A 16,325-nucleotide genomic window follows, 5' to 3' on the forward strand; every position below is an offset into this window, starting at 1 on the left:
CCCCATCGGCCCGCCTTTCGCAGACATGACACAGCCGCCGGAGCACCGGCGGCTGTTTTCATAGGTCGGACCGGTCGGGGGCGGATGCTACACGGCGACGTAGCCGCCACCGAGAAGCCTCGACACCGCCGTATCGTCATGTCTCATGACATGCCGCATATTGCAGAAGCATGCGTCGCACATTCCGGCGAAGAGATGCCGCCCCTATAGCGACAGCAAATCCGCCCTATGACCGCGACTTTGCCCGATCGAATGGATCATCGACATGATCCCATTCGATCGGGCAAAACCGAGACGCCCCAAGACCTGATGCCGCGCGTCTTCAACGCGGCTCTCATGGCCCCTGTAGCGCCCCCTCCGGATCGCCAGTTGTCCTTCGCCACAGGGCGCATGGAGATGACGGTCAGGTGCCGTGCACGGCAATCCGCGCACCGCGCCGGAGCCACAGCACCATGCCCAGCCCCGATGCCGCCGCAATCGCCCCAATCAGGAAGATCGGCCCGTAGCCCGCACGGTCTGCCAGCATCCCTGCGACAGGCCCCGTCAGACCATAGGCAAGGTCCTGAAAGGCCGCGAACCCGCCCAAGGCCATGCCGCGCTGCTGTGGCGAGACAAGTGCCACCACCTCGCGCCCCATGGACGGGTAGATCATCGAACATCCCAGCCCCGTCATGAATGCCCCCAGCAAGGCAAGGCCGGACATATCCCCGCCCCAGATCAGCAACTGCCCGATAACCTCGACCCCGAGAGAGACCATCGCCACCGGCAGCCCGCCAATACGGTCGGGCAGATGGCCAAACAGCACCCGCACCAGCACGAAGCCCGCCCCGAAAGCGGTCAGACCAAGCCCAGCGCCCTGCCAGCCCTGCGCAAGGAAATAAAGCGAGAAGAACGCCCCGATCGCGGCAAAGCCGATCCCCTGTGCCAGAATGACAAAGCCATGTTTCCAGATCGTGCCGATCATGCTGAGGAAGGACCGCCGCATCGTAGCAGCATGCGGTGCGACACCGGGCATCTTGATAATCGCCAGAAGGCCGATCAGCGGCAAGAGGGCGCTGAAGGACATGACCGCACTGAACCCGCCGATATGGTAAAGCAGCAGCCCCAGCGGTGCCCCCGCCCCCAGCGCGCCATACATCGCAGCCCCCATGAACGCCATGACCCGACCGGCGCGGTGCTGTCCGGCCAGACCGATGCCCCATGCCACCATACTGACCGACACATAGCTTTCACCGACACCGACAATCGCCCGCCCCAACAACAGAACAGCCAGCGCCAGCCAAGGTTGCGCGCCCAAGACACCGGCGAGAATGCAGATCACCGCGCCCATCAGATAGAACCACAGCCCGCGCGCCATTGCCGGTTTAGGGCCGAGCCTGTCCGATACCCCACCCGCCCAAGCGCGGCTGAAGATGGTCGAGACAAAGGCCATACCGGCGGCAAGGCCGCCCCAGCCATTGCTCAGCCCGAGCCCTTTTACCACATGCACAGAGACCACAGGCAGCGCCATCGCCACACAGATATAAGCGAAAAACAGGATCACGCTCAACGCCAGCAGCAGCCGCAGGCCCTGCGCCTCGCTGACCACGGGCTTGGCCTCGGATGCTCCGTTGTGGGCAGGCGGACCCGGGGGCGGATCGGCAATGGTTTCGGAAAGTCTGTCAGACATGTTCTCACTCCGGTGTCTGGTCACATCGGCGGGAGAGCGGCGCAAGCCATGCACACACCCTCCCCGACCGAGCGGAAAGAAGGTGCGTTGCTTGACGTTAGACGCTTACGACCGAAGACGTCCGACCAAGATTGATCGCTCCGGCGTTTATGAGCTACCTTACGAAATTTGCCCCGTCAACCTGTTTGCGCAAGCGGCGCCGGTCAGGAGGCCGCCTCAAGCGCACGGCCAAGGCGCGATAGGCGGATACGTTTGAGAAGCGCACGCACGGGTTGGGGCTTGCCCGACAGGCGTTCGGCTTCCTGACGGACGGTCTCGACCACCTCGGCCACGGTGTCAGGATGATCCGACCACAAAGCCCAGAGCACATTATCAGGGCTGCGACGATCCAGCCCTTCGGATTGCAGCACCCCACGCGGAAAATCCGCGGCATTCATCGTGACAATCGCATCGGCATTTCCGGCAATGGCCGTGGCCAGAACATGGATGTCGTTCTCATCCGGTAGATGCAGGCGGTTTTCCAACCCCTCGTGACGGGCAATCATTGCCTGCGGGAAGCGGGCCTTCAACATGGCAACCTCGCCCCGGGCGATAACCTCATCGGCCTCTCCACGACGGGCAGCGGCGCGGGCCCATTCCTCCAGCAGGCGCTCGGACCAAAGGGGCTGGTAAAGCCCCTTGGCCGCGACACCGATCAGGATCTCACGCAGGACCGTGGGATAGAGAACGCAGGCATCCAGAACCAGCTTCATCAGTCAAGCCGGAAGAAGAGCGATTTGAGGTAGCCGCTTTCGGCCAGCTGCGGCAGCATCGGGTGATCAGCCCCCGCGAAACCGGTATGCAAAAGCTGGCTCGACCGCCCCGCCTTCCCGATGCCCCGCGTCGAGGCCGCACGGAAGTTCGACAGATCCGCCGCATGGCTGCACGAACAGAGCACCAGATAGCCGCCCTTGGCCACCAGAGGGGCGGCCAGACGTGCCACACGCTCATAGGCGCGCAGACCAGCCTGAAGCGCGGGTTTTGCGGGCGCGAAGGCGGGCGGGTCACAGATGACCACGTCATATTCCGCCCCTTCCGCAGCCAAAGCCTCCAGCGTGACAAAAGCATCGCCCTTACGGGTCGAGAACTTCTCTGCCATGCCCATCGCCTTGGCGCCTTGTTCAGCCAGATCCAGCGCCGAGGCCGAGCCGTCCACCGACAGGGCCGAACGCGCACCACCCGCCAAAGCCGCCAAGGCAAAACCGCCCACATGTGAGAACACATCAAGAACACGCGCCTCTTTCGACAGCGCCGCCGCAAAGGCATGGTTCGGGCGCTGGTCATAGAACAGCCCCGTCTTCTGCCCGCCCATGACATCGGCCATATAGGTCGCGCCATTCATCTGCACCGCAACAGGCGCATCAACGCCCCCCTGAAGGGTGACCATCTCTTCAGACAGCCCCTCCAGCGTCCGCGCACGCCCAGAGCCGTTCTTGATGACCGTCTTCACCCCCGTCACCTCGACCAGAGCGCCCGACAGATCCTCGATCATCGCCTCGGCCCAAGCGGCATTGGGCTGGATCACCGCCACATCACCGAAACGATCGATAATCACCCCCGGAAGCCCGTCTGCCTCGGCATGGATCAAACGGTAGAAAGGCGCGCCAAACAGACGGTCACGCATCTGCGCGGCCCGAGCGATCTTTTCCACCAGCCAGGCACGGTCAATCACCGCCTCGGCGTTGCGGTCCATCACGCGGCAGATGATCTTGGAATTGGGGTTCACCGTCACCAGCGCCAGCGGGCGGCGCGCATCATCTTCCAGCACCGCCATCGTTCCCGGAGCAATCGCCTTGGTGCGACGGTCCAGAACCAGCTCGTCCACATAGACCCAAGGAAAACCGTGACGGATGGCGCGGGCCTCCCCCTTGGGACGCAGACGGACGACGGGCAGATCGGTGGACATGGGGACGACTCCTTGGACGGCATTTGGCCTCTCCTATCCCCAATACCGCAGCGTTGCAAAGCCAAGAACGCCCCGAGCGTCTTGCCAAGCCCTCTCAAGGGGCCAAATATCAAACATTGTTCGATTGGTTGCACCGTTAGCGCTAACCGAGTAAAGTCGCCGCAACCACATATGCCGAGTCCCTACCCGCAAGAGCCGCGGCCCGTGTCAAACGATCAGGAAAGCCCATCATGACTGATACAGCCACCCCCCTCAATTCCACGATTGCCCGTGTGACCGACAGGATTCGCACGCGGTCCAAGGCGATGCGCGACGACTATCTGGCCCGTATCAACGAGGCCGCCTCGAAAGGTGTCGCCCGTGCCCATCTGACCTGTGGCAATCAGGCCCATGCCTATGCCGCGATGGGTGATGCGAAAGACGCGCTTGTGGGAAGGCGTGCACCCAATATCGGGATCGTCACCGCCTATAACGATATGCTCTCGGCGCATCAGCCCTATGAGACCTTCCCGCAGCTGATCAAGAAGGCCGCCGCCGAGGCCGGTGCCACGGCTCAGGTCGCCGGTGGTGTGCCCGCCATGTGTGACGGGGTGACCCAAGGCCAGCCGGGGATGGAGCTGTCGCTGTTTTCCCGCGATGTGATCGCGCTGGCCTCTGCTGTCGCGCTGTCGCATAACACCTTTGACGCCGCGATCTATCTGGGGGTCTGCGACAAGATCGTGCCGGGCCTCATCATGGCCGCTGCAACCTTCGGCCATATTCCGGCGGTCTTCCTGCCTGCGGGTCCTATGACCTCGGGTCTGCCCAATGACGAGAAATCGCGCATCCGTAACCTCTATGCCACCGGCGAAGTGGGGCGCGAGGAACTGATGAAGGCCGAGATGGCCTCTTACCATGGTCCGGGCACCTGTACCTTCTATGGCACCGCCAATACCAACCAGATGCTGATGGAATTCATGGGGCTGCACCTGCCGGGCGCAAGCTTCGTCAACCCCAATACGCCCCTGCGCGAGGCGCTGACGGTTGCAGGCGCCAAACGTGCCGCCGAAATCACCGCTTTGGGCAATGACTACCGCCCCGCAGGCGAGATCCTTGACGAGCGCGCCTTCGTGAACGGGCTTGTCGGCCTGATGGCGACGGGTGGCTCGACCAACCTTGTGTTGCACCTGCCCGCAATGGCGAAGGCTGCGGGTATCGCGCTCGATCTGGAAGATTTTGACGATATCTCGGATGTGGTGCCGCTGATGGCCAAGGTCTATCCCAATGGTCTGGCCGATGTGAACCACTTCCACGCGGCGGGCGGGCTGCAATTCATGATCCGCGAGCTTCTGAAAGAGGGCCTGCTGAACGGCGATGCGAAAACCGTGGCGGGCGACGGCATGGCGCGTTACGCGCAAGAGCCCAAGCTGATCGACGGCCAGCTGACTTGGGAAGATGGCGCGGCAGAGACGCTGAACGACAAGATCCTGCGCCCCGCCTCTTCGGGCTTTGCCAAGACGGGCGGTCTGAAGCAGCTCAACGGCAATCTGGGCCGTGGCGTGATAAAGATCTCGGCCGTGGCCGAGGAACATCGCGTGGTCGAGGCCAAGGCGCGGGTCTTCAAGGATCAGGCCGAGGTGAAAGAAGCCTTCAACAAGGGCGAGTTTACCGAAGACACCATCGTCGTCGTGCGTTTCCAAGGCCCCAAGGCCAATGGCATGCCGGAACTGCACTCGTTGACGCCGGTTCTGTCGGTGTTGCAACAGCGCGGGCTGAAAGTGGCGCTGGTGACCGATGGCCGGATGTCGGGTGCCTCTGGCAAGGTGCCCGCGGCGATCCACGTCTCGCCCGAGGCGGCCAATGGCGGGCCTTTGTCGAAGCTGCGCGATGGCGATATTATCCGGCTGGATGCGCCCAAGGGCGAATTGACCTGCCTCTCGGCCGATCTGGACACGCGTGAGCCGGTCGTCGAAGATCTTTCGGCCAATCACGTCGGTCTGGGCCGCGAACTTTTCGAGGCTTTCCGCAATCAGGTCGGCCCCTCGACCAGCGGCGCCGCCGTTGTCGTCTGATCATCACGAAAGGAGTCTCGCATGACCCCCGCAGAACAATCCGCCGCCTCCCGCAAGATTTGCGAACTGGCCCCCATCGTTCCGGTGATCGTGGTCAAAGAGGTCGCCCATGCGGTGCCTCTGGCCACGGCCCTTGTGAAAGGCGGCCTGCCCGCGCTGGAAGTCACCCTGCGTTCGGATTGCGCGCTTGAGGCGATCCGCGCCATGGCCGATGTCGAAGGCGGCGTTGTGGGCGCTGGCACCCTGCTGACCCCCGCCGATGTCAAAGCCGCCAAGGCAGCGGGCGCGAAATTCGGCGTCAGCCCCGGCATTACCGACAATCTGATCAAGGCCTGCGCCGACGAGGGGCTGCCGCTGCTGCCCGGCACGGCAACGCCTTCGGATGTGATGAAGCTGCTGGAGCTTGGCTATGACATGGTCAAATTCTTCCCCGCAGAAACCAATGGCGGCGCGCCCGCGCTGAAGAACTTCGGTGGCCCCTTGCCGCAGATGAGCTTCTGCCCCACGGGTGGTATTAACATGGGCAATGCCCGCGACTACCTGTCGCTGAAAAACGTGGTCTGCTGTGGCGGGTCGTGGGTCGCGCCTGACAAGCTGGTGCAAACGGGCGACTGGGCCGCTATCGAGACGCTGGCCCGCGAGGCGGCAGCCCTTACCGCCTGACGGCGGCACGACGCATCCCCCGATAGCCTTGCAAGGTCGCGCATAACTTGCGCGGCCTTTTCATGTGCGACCGCAGCCCTTCGCCGCGTCCCCACACAGCCAAGCGCTAAAACGGAACCAAGCGCCGAAATGGCCTGTCCCATTTCGGCACAGTTTCTTCGGGCCCGAAACTACTGGTCCTGATGCAGCCCCGCCCGACCCTGCGGAGTGTTTTGTGCCGCCGGAACCGGATCGGCCAGAACCTTTCCCAGAAGCTGATACATCGGATGCGTGCTCTGGACGTGAAACTCTGCCAGAAGCACGCGGGCCGCTTCGGCGGGGCGGACATCCTGTGGCAGCTTCAACGCCCATTCCAGAATCAGAAATCGACAGGTCTCCGGCTCGATCAGCGCGCTTTCAAATGCCGTGCGGACATAGCCGCGCGGATCGGCACGGTGTAAGGGCAACATGGCGCGCCCCATCAGGGATCCACTATCTGGTTGATCATCGCGGCAGCCTCTTCCGTTAGCTGCGCAATCCTAGCCTGCAAAGTCTTAACATCCGGTTGGTCTGTTTCGCGCAAAAGGAAACTGCGCCCGCCCTCGCCGAGGGTGGCGATGTCCATACCGTTCTCGCTCAGCAGACGGTTGACCGATTGCAACCGCCACAGGAAGCGGTAAATCGAGGCCAGTCGCTCTTCCTGCGCATGGGGGATCAGCCCCGCCCGCCCGCCCGCGCGCAACTGCTGCTCGACCCTGCGCGCCGCCGAGCCTGCCCGCAAGGCAAGGCTTTGGGCCAACAGTTCGATATCCTGCAACCGCCCCGGCCCGACCTTGGCCTCCCAAGGCGTCTCGACAGGTTTCGTCGCAAAGATCCGCGCGCGCATCTCGGCCAGATCCGGCAGCACCCGCGCATCCCCGCCCCGCGCCCGCAGGATCTCGCGGCGCTGGTATTCCAGATCTGCCGCCAGCGACGGGTCACCGGCAATCGGGCGTGCGCGCGTCAGGGCCAGATGCTCCCAGACCCATGCTTCGGTCATCTGATAGGAGCGGAACGCATCCAGAGAGGTCGCCACAGGCCCCGAGCGCCCCGACGGGCGCAGGCGCATATCCACCTCGTAGAGGCGGCCTTGCGGCATCTGCGCGGACACCGCCGTAATCAGCGCCTGCGTCAGACGGGCAAAATACTGGCGCGATGCCAAGGGCTTCGGCCCGTCCGACATCTCCACACCCTGTGCATCGTAAATCACGATGAGATCGAGATCGGAGGCTGCTGTCAGCCGCTCGGAGCCAAAGGACCCCATCGCCATCACGCAGGCTCCCCGCCCCGGTTGCGGCCCGTATTTACCGGCGAATTCCGTGCAGACCACCGGCCAGAGCCGCTCCAGCGCCACCCCCGCGATATCCGCGAAATATTTCGCGGCCTCGGTGGCATCGATCAGCCCGCGCAGGTGATGCACCCCGACATGGAAGCGCCATTCCTTCGCCCAGCGGCGCGTCTGGTCCAGAGCGTTCTCGTAATCGCTGGCTTGGGCAAGGATCTGGTCCAGCTCGGTTTCCAGCGTCGCGATCCCCGGCCAGGATTCGAAGAAACTGCCGCCGATCACGGCATCCAGCACGCCGGGATTTTGCGAGAGATAATTGGCCAGCATCGGCGAGGTGCCGCAGATATCCACCAAGAGATCGATAAGCTGCGGGTTGGCCTCGAAGAGCGAAAATAGCTGCACCCCCGCCGGAAGCCCGTACAGGAACCTGTCAAACTGTTGCAAAGCCTCCTCGAAATCGGCGGCCCTTTGCAATTTGCGCAGGATATCCGGCTCCAGCCGCGCAAAAATCAGACGGGCGCGCGAGGATCGCAGGCAAGGATAGGACGTCCAGCGCGCCACAAGTGCAGCCGCCCGCTCCGACAACGCCGGACGGGGGGCCGCATCCTGCGTCGGAGCGAAGAAATCACTGGTCAGGGCCTCGACCTCTTCCAGCCGGTCTTTCAACTCTGCCATCCAGCGATCAGGGTCACTCTCGCCCATCATCGCGGCAATCCGTGCAATCCCCTCGGGCGCGTTCGGCAGCGTCTGGGTCTGGCTGTCATTGACCATCTGCAACCGGTGTTCGATCTCGCGATGGGCGCGGTAATGCGCGGTCAGCTTGGCCGCGACCTCGCGCGGGATCCAGCCCTTTTGCGCCAGCGCGGCCAGCCCGCCCACTGTGGTCGGATCGCGCAGATCGGGGTCCCGACCGCCCGCAATCAACTGGCGCGTCTGGGTGAAAAACTCGATCTCGCGAATACCGCCCGCCCCCAGCTTGAGATTATGCCCCTCGATCTTCAAGGGCCCGTTCAGCCCTTTGTGATCGCGGATCTTGGTGCGCATGTCATGGGTGTCCTGAATGGTCGCGAAGTCCAGATGCCTGCGCCAGACAAAGGGGCTCAGGCGGTCCAGATAGGCGGCTCCGGCCTCCAGATCCCCCGCCGAAGGACGGGCCTTGATATGCGCGGCCCGTTCCCATGTGCGGCCTTCCGCAGCGTAATACAGCTCTGCCGACGCCATAGAAAGGCAGACCGGCGTCGCGCCCGCATCCGGGCGCAACCGCAGGTCGGTGCGGAACACATAGCCTTCCGAGGTGATATCCGACAGCATCTGCGCCATTTTGCGCGTCACCCGCACAAACCCCGCACGGATTTCCAACAGATCATCGGGATCGAACTGCGTCTGGTCGAAGAGGCAGATCAGGTCGATATCGGAAGAATAATTCAGCTCCCCCGCCCCCATCTTGCCCATCGCCAGCGCCACGATGCCGCAGGCCCGTGCCAGCGTTTCCGCCCCGATCCCGGGGATCTTGCCGCGCCGGATCTCTTCGCTCAGCAAGGATTTCAACGCCAGATCGACCGCCAGATCGGCAAAGGCCGACAGCGTCCGCGTGACCTCTTCCAGCCCCCATATGCCCCCCAGATCGGCCAGGGCGATCACCAGCGCGACGCGGCGCTTGGCACGCCGCAACTCGACCGCCATATCCGGCGGCGCGACCTCTGGCAGGCGGGCGAACTCTGCCGTGATCGCCTCTTCGGGATTATCGCACAGATACGGGGCGATCCAGCCCTTCTCGCGTTCAAGGAGCGTGGCAAGGAAAGGACTCGTGCCTGCCACCCCCTCGATCAGGGCCAGAACCTCCGGCGGCTGGCCGGAATAGAGCGCAACGACCGTATCGGCGCGCTCCTGATCTACGACAATGGGCAGGCGGGATAATCTGGATGCAAAACTCATGGCTCAACAGTGGCTTGGCAAGAACAAGGCGTCAATCACAGCTTAGCCGAAATTTGACCTCGCAAGAATGCCGATTATGGTCTGGGTTAACAATGTTTGCGTGATGTCCCGATCCAACCGAAACCGCCTCCGATGACCGAAACCGACCCGATCTGCCCGCTTTGTCTGCGCCCGATCCCCCGCGAGGCGCGCCAGAGCCTGCACCATCTTGTGCCCAAGCTGCGCGGCGGCAAGAACGGCCCGACCGTCCTTTTGCACCAGATCTGCCATAACGAGATCCACAAGACCTTCCGCGAGACCGAACTGGCCCGCAACCTGAACACAGCCGACGCCCTGCGCGCCCATCCCGCGATGCAGCCCTTCCTGACATGGATCGCCAGCCGCCCGCCCACATTTCACGCAAGATCCAGCGGCGGACGACGCAAACGGCGCTAAGGCCTTTTCTTCCGGCCGCCGTGATGCCACGACAGGGACGACGGAAAGGATATCCCATGAGCAAATCCCTCAAGCGCGTCAAAGCGGCCCTTGAAACCGCAGGGCTGGAAATCGAGATTATCGAAACCGAAAATGCGCGCACCGCACAGGACGCCGCCGATGCGGTGGGGTGCGAGATCGACCAGATCGCCAAATCCATCCTCTTCGAAGGGGCCGATACCGGCGAGATCCTGTTGTTCCTGACGGCAGGCGGACATCGGGTCGACCAGCAGCGCGCCGCAGGTCTGGCAGGGCAGCCATTGACCCGCGCCGATGCCAGCAAAGTGCGCGAGGTCACGGGCTTTGCCATCGGCGGCGTTTCTCCGGTCGGCCATCTGACCCCCGTGCAGGCGTTTCTGGACCCGCGCCTGACGACGTTCGACACGGTCTGGGCGGCGGCAGGCACCCCTCGCCACCTGTTCCGCATCACACCGGCGCAACTGGCCCATGCTACACGGGCCAGAACCGGCAGCTTCACCGAATAGGTAGCCGCCCGCACCCCTATGACAGCGGCGTATCATGACAGCGGCATAGGCGGGACGGCCCTATGTAAAAAATATTTACATACACTCTTGAACCGCCCCGCAGAGTCCTTATCTCCGGTTATGTGAAAAGCATTCACATCCTCAAAACCGCTTTCAGGAGCCAATGACCCATGTCCTATCTCGATGCCTCTGCCGCCCCTCGCACCGGACCGATCCGCCGCGCTATCGCGTGGATGGATGAGAACGGGCCGCTCTCCTGGATCGCGCTGATGGTGGCGTCCTTCATCTTTGCCGGCCCGCTGGGCTTTCTGGTGCTGGGGTTCATCCTGTTCACCGGTCGCTTCGGCAAAGGCCGTCGGCGCCGGGCCGAAGCCCGCCAGTTCTGCGCCCAGCGCTTTGGCGGTTACGGCATGCATATGTCCCGCCCCTCGGGAAATGCCGCCTTCGACAATTACAAAGCCGAAACCATCGCCCGCCTCGAACGGGAACAAAATGACTTCGAAGCCTTCCTGAAACGTCTTCGCGACGCCCGCGACAAAGCCGAGTTCGACCAGTATATGGACGAGCGCGCCCGCACCGCCGCCGAAGAAAGCCCCGAACCCGAGGCGGCCTCGACCGGCACCACCCTCGACCATAAAGGCGATGCGAAGTAAAATCGCGCCTCATCCCGCCCAGCATTAAGGCAGTTTTAACCGCTCCCGGCTTCAAAAGGCCGGGAGTTTACCGTTTTGCCAGAACAACTCTTTCGTGAGGACTTGGCGCATGGGCGTGAACTTGCTACCTTATCGCCATAAACCTAAATCGCCGCGAGTTTCATGCGACATTCTCTCCCGCTTGCTCCGCAGTTTTACGTGACCGCCCCGCAGCCCTGTCCCTATCTGGACGGGCGCGCGGAACGTAAGCTGTTCACTGCCCTGCAAGGTGAGGGGGCGGAAAAGCTGAATAATGCGCTGTCACGGCAAGGCTTCCGGCGGTCGCAAAACGTGCTGTACCGGCCATCCTGTGCCGATTGCACCGCCTGTCTGTCGGCACGTATCCGCGTGGCGGATTTCGCCCCGACCCGCACGCAAAAGCGTATTCTCAAACGCAATGACTGGCTCAAGCGGACAGCGACCAGCCCTTGGGCCACCGAAGAGCAATTCGCCCTGTTCCGCCGTTATCTCGATAGCCGTCACGCCGATGGCGGCATGGCGGATATGGATATCTTCGAATTTGCCGCCATGATCGAGGAAACGCCGATCAAGTCGCGTGTGATCGAATACCGGGAATCCGCCGACCGTCCGGGCTCGACCCGCGACCTGATGGCCGTCTGCCTGACCGATGTGCTCGATGACGGGCTGTCGATGGTCTATTCCTTCTACGATCCCAGCCTGCAGAAAAACAGCCTCGGGACCTATCTGATCCTCGATCATGTGGATATCGCGCTCAAGGCAGGCCTTCCCTATGTCTATCTTGGCTATTGGGTGCCCGGTTCGCGCAAGATGGGCTATAAAGCGAATTTCGGGGCGCTCGAGATCTTCAAGGGCGGGCAGTGGATGGATATTGGCGATCCGCAGGAACACGAGAGCGAGACCCATCCGCTTTCGGTCGATCCGATTGCCGAACAGGTTGCCCAGATCAACCTTCCGGATGCCTCGAAAAAATAAGCCTGCACAGGGTTCTCCGGAGGAAATGCGCCATTTCCCGCAAGCGGCGGCCAAAACATGTCGATTGCCGCCAGAGCCCTTACATAAAGCCTTTACAGGGGTCGATTGTCCTGACAGGTATGCCGCCATTCGCATGACCCGATAAAACCTTCAGGAACGATCATCATGGACCGCCGCTCCTTCCTCTCTTCGGCCGCCATTGGCGCGACCGCCTCCGCCCTTGCTGCCCCTGCCATCGCGCAGGAAAAGCCGCAAATCACGTGGCGTCTTTCCTCTTCCTTCCCGAACTCGCTGCCCGCCCTTTACGGCAACAGCCAAGAGCTGGGCAAACGTGTGGCCGAAGCCACCGACGGCGCGTTCCAGATCCAGTCCTTCTCGGCAGGGGAAATCGTAGGCGGCCTGCAAGGGGCCGATGCGGCAGCAGCGGGCACTGTCGAGGTCGCGCATTTTCCGACCTATTATAACTGGGGCAAGGATCCGGTCTGGGCGATCCCCACGGCCCTGCCCTTCGGCCTGTCCGCACGTGGCATGAATGCCTGGATGCGCAATGGCGGCGGCAATGACATGTTCAATGCGTTCCTTTCGGATAAGGGGCTTATCGGCTTTCCGGGCGGCAATACCGGTGCCCAGATGGGCGGCTGGTTCCGTAAGGAAATCAACACTGTCGAGGATCTCAAAGGTCTGAAATTCCGCGTGGGCGGTTTTGCGGGGGCCATTCTCAAGCGTCTTGGCGTTGTGCCGCAGCAGATCTCGGGCGGCGATATCTATGCGGCGCTGGAAAAAGGCACCATCGATGCAACCGAGTTTGTCGGCCCCTATGACGACCAGAAGCTCGGCTTTGTGAAAGTTGCGCCCTATTACTACTATCCCGGCTGGTGGGAAGGTGGGGCGATGGTCCACTTCCTGTTCAACAAAGCCGCCTATGAGGGTCTGCCCGATCAGTATAAATCGCTTCTGCAAACCGTTTGCCAGAGCGTGAATGCCAATATGCTCGAAACCTATGATTACGAGAATTCCAAGGCCCTGCGCACGCTTCTGGCCGAAGGCGCCCAGCTGCGTCCGTTCAGCCAAGAAATCATGCAGGCCTGTTTCGAGACCTCCAAAGAAGTCTATGCCGAAATCTCGGCAGAAAACGAGACATTCAAGAAGATGTATGACTCGCTGCGCGCCTTCGAGAACGAATATTATCTCTGGACGCAGGTGGCCGAGTATAATTACGACACCTTCATGATGGTGCAGCAGCGTCAGGGCACGCTCTAAGCGCGCGACGCAGGCCCGAAAATACCGCAGTTCCGAACCCGAGCCACCGGCTCGGGTTTTTTCTTGCGCGAGAGAGATCAAAAGCGCAAGCTCGGGCCAAGGAAATGCTGGACAAGCGGAATTGGTAAGGCAATATAGCCAAACAGGGTGACAAGAGGAGCGTCGCCCAGAGATTTTCTGACGGTTGGGAGGTAATATGGATCGTCGTTCGTTTATTCGCAAAGGTGCGCTGGGTGGTGTTGCGGCAGCAGGTGCCTCACTTGCAGCCCCCGCGATCGCACAGGAAGCGCCCACTCTGAACTGGCGCCTCACCTCGTCTTTCCCGAAATCGCTCGACACGATCTATGGTGGCGGTGCCACGATGGCAAAATACGTCGAAGAGATCACGGATGGCAAATTCAAGATTCAGGTTTTTGCCGCAGGTGAAATCGTCGGTGGTCTGCAGGCGCTTGATGCGGTGTCCAATGGCACGGTCGAAGCCTGCCACACCTGCTCGTACTATTTCTGGGGCAAGGACCCGACCTTTGCGCTGGGGACGGCTGTGCCGTTCAACCTCAACTCGCGCCAGCAGAACGCGTGGATGTATTACGGCGGCGGCATCGACCTGATGAACGAGTTCTACGCGAACTACAATGTCGTGGGCCTGCCGACCGGCAATACCGGTGCCCAGATGGGCGGCTGGTTCCGCAAGGAAATCAAGACGGTTGCGGATCTGAATGGTCTGAAGATGCGTCTGGGTGGCTTTGCGGGTAAGGTCATGGAAAAGCTCGGCGTCGTGCCGCAGCAGATCGCGGGTGGCGATATCTATGCCGCGCTTGAAAAAGGCACCATCGACGCGACCGAATGGGTCGGCCCCTATGATGACGAGAAGCTCGGCTTCGTGAAAGTGGCCCCCTATTACTACTATCCGGGCTGGTGGGAAGGTGGCGCCGTGCTGCACTCCTTCTTCAACAAAGAGAAATATGACGCCCTGCCCGAGGCCTACAAAGACGCGATCAAGGTGGCCTGTCAGGCAGCGAATGCCGATGTTCTGGCCTCCTACGACCAGAAAAACCCGACGGCGCTGAAATCTCTGATCGGTCAGGGTGCGCAACTGCGTCCCTTCTCGGCAGAGGTTCTCAATGCCTGCTTCAACGCGGCCAAAGAGGTCTATACCGAGCTGAACGGCTCGAACGAGAACTTCAAGAAAGTCTATGAAAGCCAGGCGGCTTTCAAGAAAGACGCCTATCTCTGGGCGCAGCTGGCCGAATATAACTACGACACCTTCATGATGATCAAACAACGTGAAGGCGCGCTGTAATCGAGGCGCACAGATACACCGGAAGGCCCCGCAAATCTGCGGGGCCTTTTGCATTGGGATCAGCGCGCAGACGGCCTGACCGCACAGGACAGGGCAAAACGGGAGAGGGCAAAGGGCCTCAATAAAATCTAAACCACTCCGCTTCTATCGTGAAAGGAACTGCCATCGGGAGAAGGTGCAATGCAGCATAGGCGCGGCTCATTACGGGGGCTTGCATGATCCCCCCGCGCCTCACGGCGGACGGGCTGGCCGGACTGCTGCGGCTGGCGGCACAGGCCGGTGTGCAGGCGGGCAAGCAAAGCGCGCAATTCGGCACCCTTTTGCAGGAACTCGGCAAAAGCACGGCGGCCGCGCAGACGGGCTCCGGCACACAGTCTCCGTCGCAGCCCTCCACCGACCCCGCAACCGCCACCGCCACCGCAGCAAAACTTGCCGGAAGCGCCGCAGCTGTGACAAGTGGCAGCAATAGCGCCGCCTCGCAGACGGCGGCCCAGCCAGCACCGCCCCCCGTGACGCCGCAAATGCCCTCGCAGGCTTTGCCGAATGCGCAGACCGCCGCCCAGACAAGCACCGCGCAGGCCGCCAGCCAGAACGCCGCCGCATTGCCCGCGCGGATGATGACAGACAGCCTGCAACCGGCGCTGATACAGGCCGCCCTACTGGCCACGCGCAATGCCACAACCAGCGCGGCAGAGCGACGGGCACAGGACCGCCTGCCGCTTTCCTCGCAACTTGGCTATGTCTCGCAGGAACGCCCCTTTCTGGGCGAACTCGGACTGCCTTTGAACACGGTCAAGCAGGTCTATGGCCGCGATAGCGAATTCATCCGCCCCCTGACCGGCGATCCGCTTTTTGACGAGCCGGAGGCGCAGCCCAAACTGCCGCTCTGGATCGGGGCGATCCCGTCTTTCGCGGGCTGGCTTCTGCCCGAACTTCTGCGCGGGTTGCATGAGGTCTCGCCCCGATTGCTGCGCGGTGATCAGGGGCGCCTCCTGCACGCGCTGGACGAAGGACGCATAGAGGTGGCGCTGGTCCATGAGGCCAATCTGCCCGACACGCTGGCACAGATCCCGCTGGTCCCTTTCCAGCCTTGGGTTCTGCTGCCGCAAACCCACCCGCTTGCCACGCAGGACAGTCTCAAACCGCAGGATCTGGAGGGCGAGGCAATGATCGGCCTGTCGCTGCCCCCTGCACGCGACCTGTTCCCCAATATCCTGCGGGCCGAAGGCGTCGAGCCGCGGCTGGTGGAAGAATATCCCGACGACATCCAGATCCTGACCGCTGTGGCGCAGGAAAAGGGGTTTTCGCTGCGCGCCGCAAGCCCGCTCAGCCCGCCCGATCTCGCCGGTCACAAGATCGTCGCGCGGCGGCTGGAATTGCGCGCGGGGGCGGTCGATCAGGCGATACTGGTCTATCCGCTGGCCAGCGGACATTCCGTTGCGGCCGAACATTTCATCCAGCGCGCAAAAGCTCTGGCCGAAGCGCGATAAAAATCTAATCTTTCCCCCGAGATTGCCTTTTCTCCGAAAGAGGCTAATGTCCGCGCATCATTTGCGCAGACTTGCCACAGCATCGAAAGACCATCGGGCAAGCC

14 protein-coding genes are annotated in these 16,325 nt (G+C 62.2%); 9 read left to right on the plus strand and 5 right to left on the minus strand.

Going from position 1 to position 16,325, the window contains the following annotated elements; translation table 11 throughout:
* Positions 1-403: 403 nt before the first annotated feature.
* The 3 genes from WDB86_RS04745 to WDB86_RS04755 form a co-directional block, all read right to left on the minus strand.
* On the minus strand, positions 404-1,669 hold the full coding sequence (locus WDB86_RS04745) for an arabinose transporter (RefSeq protein ID WP_406736758.1): 1,266 nt from the start codon (positions 1,667-1,669) through the stop codon (positions 404-406).
* A gap of 203 nt (positions 1,670-1,872) precedes the next feature.
* On the minus strand, positions 1,873-2,421 hold the full coding sequence (locus tag WDB86_RS04750) for an RSP_2648 family PIN domain-containing protein (RefSeq protein WP_406736759.1): 549 nt from the start codon (positions 2,419-2,421) through the stop codon (positions 1,873-1,875).
* Positions 2,421-3,614 carry an RSP_2647 family RNA methyltransferase gene (locus WDB86_RS04755; RefSeq protein WP_406736760.1) on the minus strand — a complete coding sequence of 398 codons (1,194 nt, stop codon included), beginning with the start codon at positions 3,612-3,614 and terminating at the stop codon, positions 2,421-2,423. The genes WDB86_RS04750 and WDB86_RS04755 overlap by 1 nt, the downstream gene beginning before the upstream one ends.
* Before the next feature lie 230 nt (positions 3,615-3,844).
* On the opposite strand from WDB86_RS04755, the gene edd reads away from it, so the two are divergent.
* Both edd and eda read left to right on the plus strand, forming a co-directional pair.
* Positions 3,845-5,665, plus strand: a complete 1,821-nt coding sequence (edd, locus tag WDB86_RS04760; protein ID WP_406736761.1) for a phosphogluconate dehydratase — start codon at positions 3,845-3,847, stop codon at positions 5,663-5,665.
* 21 nt (positions 5,666-5,686) lie between these two features.
* The gene (eda, locus tag WDB86_RS04765) at positions 5,687-6,328 is read left to right on the plus strand and encodes a bifunctional 4-hydroxy-2-oxoglutarate aldolase/2-dehydro-3-deoxy-phosphogluconate aldolase (protein ID WP_406736762.1); all 642 of its coding nucleotides are present in this window, start codon (positions 5,687-5,689) and stop codon (positions 6,326-6,328) included.
* Between the two features lie 170 nt (positions 6,329-6,498).
* Here the strand turns inward: eda and WDB86_RS04770 are convergent, their stop codons facing one another.
* Together WDB86_RS04770 and WDB86_RS04775 are read right to left on the minus strand one after the other, a co-directional pair.
* On the minus strand, positions 6,499-6,777 hold the full coding sequence (locus WDB86_RS04770; protein WP_406736763.1) for a hypothetical protein: 279 nt from the start codon (positions 6,775-6,777) through the stop codon (positions 6,499-6,501).
* Positions 6,778-6,788: 11 nt separating this feature from the next.
* The gene (locus WDB86_RS04775) at positions 6,789-9,566 is read right to left on the minus strand and encodes a glutamine-synthetase adenylyltransferase (RefSeq protein ID WP_406736764.1); all 2,778 of its coding nucleotides are present in this window, start codon (positions 9,564-9,566) and stop codon (positions 6,789-6,791) included.
* A 132-nt stretch (positions 9,567-9,698) separates the two neighbouring features.
* Here WDB86_RS04775 and WDB86_RS04780 point away from each other — a divergent pair, with 132 nt between their 5' ends.
* The 7 genes from WDB86_RS04780 (at position 9,699) to WDB86_RS04810 (ending at position 16,221) form a co-directional block, all read left to right on the plus strand.
* Positions 9,699-10,001: an HNH endonuclease gene (locus WDB86_RS04780; RefSeq protein WP_339107062.1), complete on the plus strand. Its 303-nt coding sequence runs from the start codon at positions 9,699-9,701 to the stop codon at positions 9,999-10,001.
* A gap of 56 nt (positions 10,002-10,057) precedes the next feature.
* On the plus strand, positions 10,058-10,525 hold the full coding sequence (locus WDB86_RS04785) for a YbaK/EbsC family protein (RefSeq protein WP_406736765.1): 468 nt from the start codon (positions 10,058-10,060) through the stop codon (positions 10,523-10,525).
* 170 nt (positions 10,526-10,695) lie between these two features.
* Positions 10,696-11,178 carry a DUF2852 domain-containing protein gene (locus WDB86_RS04790; RefSeq protein WP_406736766.1) on the plus strand — a complete coding sequence of 161 codons (483 nt, stop codon included), beginning with the start codon at positions 10,696-10,698 and terminating at the stop codon, positions 11,176-11,178.
* 162 nt (positions 11,179-11,340) lie between these two features.
* Entirely contained in the window at positions 11,341-12,171 is an 831-nt protein-coding gene (locus WDB86_RS04795) for an arginyltransferase (RefSeq protein WP_339107059.1), read from the plus strand.
* Between the two features lie 165 nt (positions 12,172-12,336).
* Positions 12,337-13,431, plus strand: a complete 1,095-nt coding sequence (locus WDB86_RS04800) for a TRAP transporter substrate-binding protein (protein WP_339107058.1) — start codon at positions 12,337-12,339, stop codon at positions 13,429-13,431.
* A 196-nt stretch (positions 13,432-13,627) separates the two neighbouring features.
* Complete coding sequence (locus tag WDB86_RS04805) at positions 13,628-14,731, plus strand: TRAP transporter substrate-binding protein (protein WP_339107057.1); 1,104 nt, start codon at positions 13,628-13,630, stop codon at positions 14,729-14,731.
* Positions 14,732-14,946: 215 nt separating this feature from the next.
* A complete protein-coding gene (locus WDB86_RS04810) occupies positions 14,947-16,221 on the plus strand; it encodes a LysR substrate-binding domain-containing protein (RefSeq protein ID WP_406736767.1) in 1,275 nt (424 codons plus the stop codon).
* The last annotated feature ends 104 nt before the right edge of the window (positions 16,222-16,325 follow it).

Origin of the sequence: Thioclava sp. GXIMD4215, from assembly GCF_045291555.1 — a bacterium.
Classification (GTDB): domain Bacteria; phylum Pseudomonadota; class Alphaproteobacteria; order Rhodobacterales; family Rhodobacteraceae; genus Thioclava; species Thioclava litoralis.

Bases quoted from the DNA above. Each gene is read 5' to 3' on its own strand.
- WDB86_RS04745 (WP_406736758.1), bottom strand. From the start codon at position 1,669: ATGTCTGACAGACTTTCCGAAACCATTGCCGATCCGCCCCCGGGTCCG.
- WDB86_RS04750 (WP_406736759.1), bottom strand. From the start codon at position 2,421: ATGAAGCTGGTTCTGGATGCCTGCGTTCTCTATCCCACGGTCCTGCGT.
- WDB86_RS04755 (WP_406736760.1), bottom strand. From the start codon at position 3,614: ATGTCCACCGATCTGCCCGTCGTCCGTCTGCGTCCCAAGGGGGAGGCC.
- edd (WP_406736761.1), top strand. From the start codon at position 3,845: ATGACTGATACAGCCACCCCCCTCAATTCCACGATTGCCCGTGTGACC.
- eda (WP_406736762.1), top strand. From the start codon at position 5,687: ATGACCCCCGCAGAACAATCCGCCGCCTCCCGCAAGATTTGCGAACTG.
- WDB86_RS04770 (WP_406736763.1), bottom strand. From the start codon at position 6,777: ATGTTGCCCTTACACCGTGCCGATCCGCGCGGCTATGTCCGCACGGCA.
- WDB86_RS04775 (WP_406736764.1), bottom strand. From the start codon at position 9,566: ATGAGTTTTGCATCCAGATTATCCCGCCTGCCCATTGTCGTAGATCAG.
- WDB86_RS04780 (WP_339107062.1), top strand. From the start codon at position 9,699: ATGACCGAAACCGACCCGATCTGCCCGCTTTGTCTGCGCCCGATCCCC.
- WDB86_RS04785 (WP_406736765.1), top strand. From the start codon at position 10,058: ATGAGCAAATCCCTCAAGCGCGTCAAAGCGGCCCTTGAAACCGCAGGG.
- WDB86_RS04790 (WP_406736766.1), top strand. From the start codon at position 10,696: ATGTCCTATCTCGATGCCTCTGCCGCCCCTCGCACCGGACCGATCCGC.
- WDB86_RS04795 (WP_339107059.1), top strand. From the start codon at position 11,341: ATGCGACATTCTCTCCCGCTTGCTCCGCAGTTTTACGTGACCGCCCCG.
- WDB86_RS04800 (WP_339107058.1), top strand. From the start codon at position 12,337: ATGGACCGCCGCTCCTTCCTCTCTTCGGCCGCCATTGGCGCGACCGCC.
- WDB86_RS04805 (WP_339107057.1), top strand. From the start codon at position 13,628: ATGGATCGTCGTTCGTTTATTCGCAAAGGTGCGCTGGGTGGTGTTGCG.
- WDB86_RS04810 (WP_406736767.1), top strand. From the start codon at position 14,947: ATGATCCCCCCGCGCCTCACGGCGGACGGGCTGGCCGGACTGCTGCGG.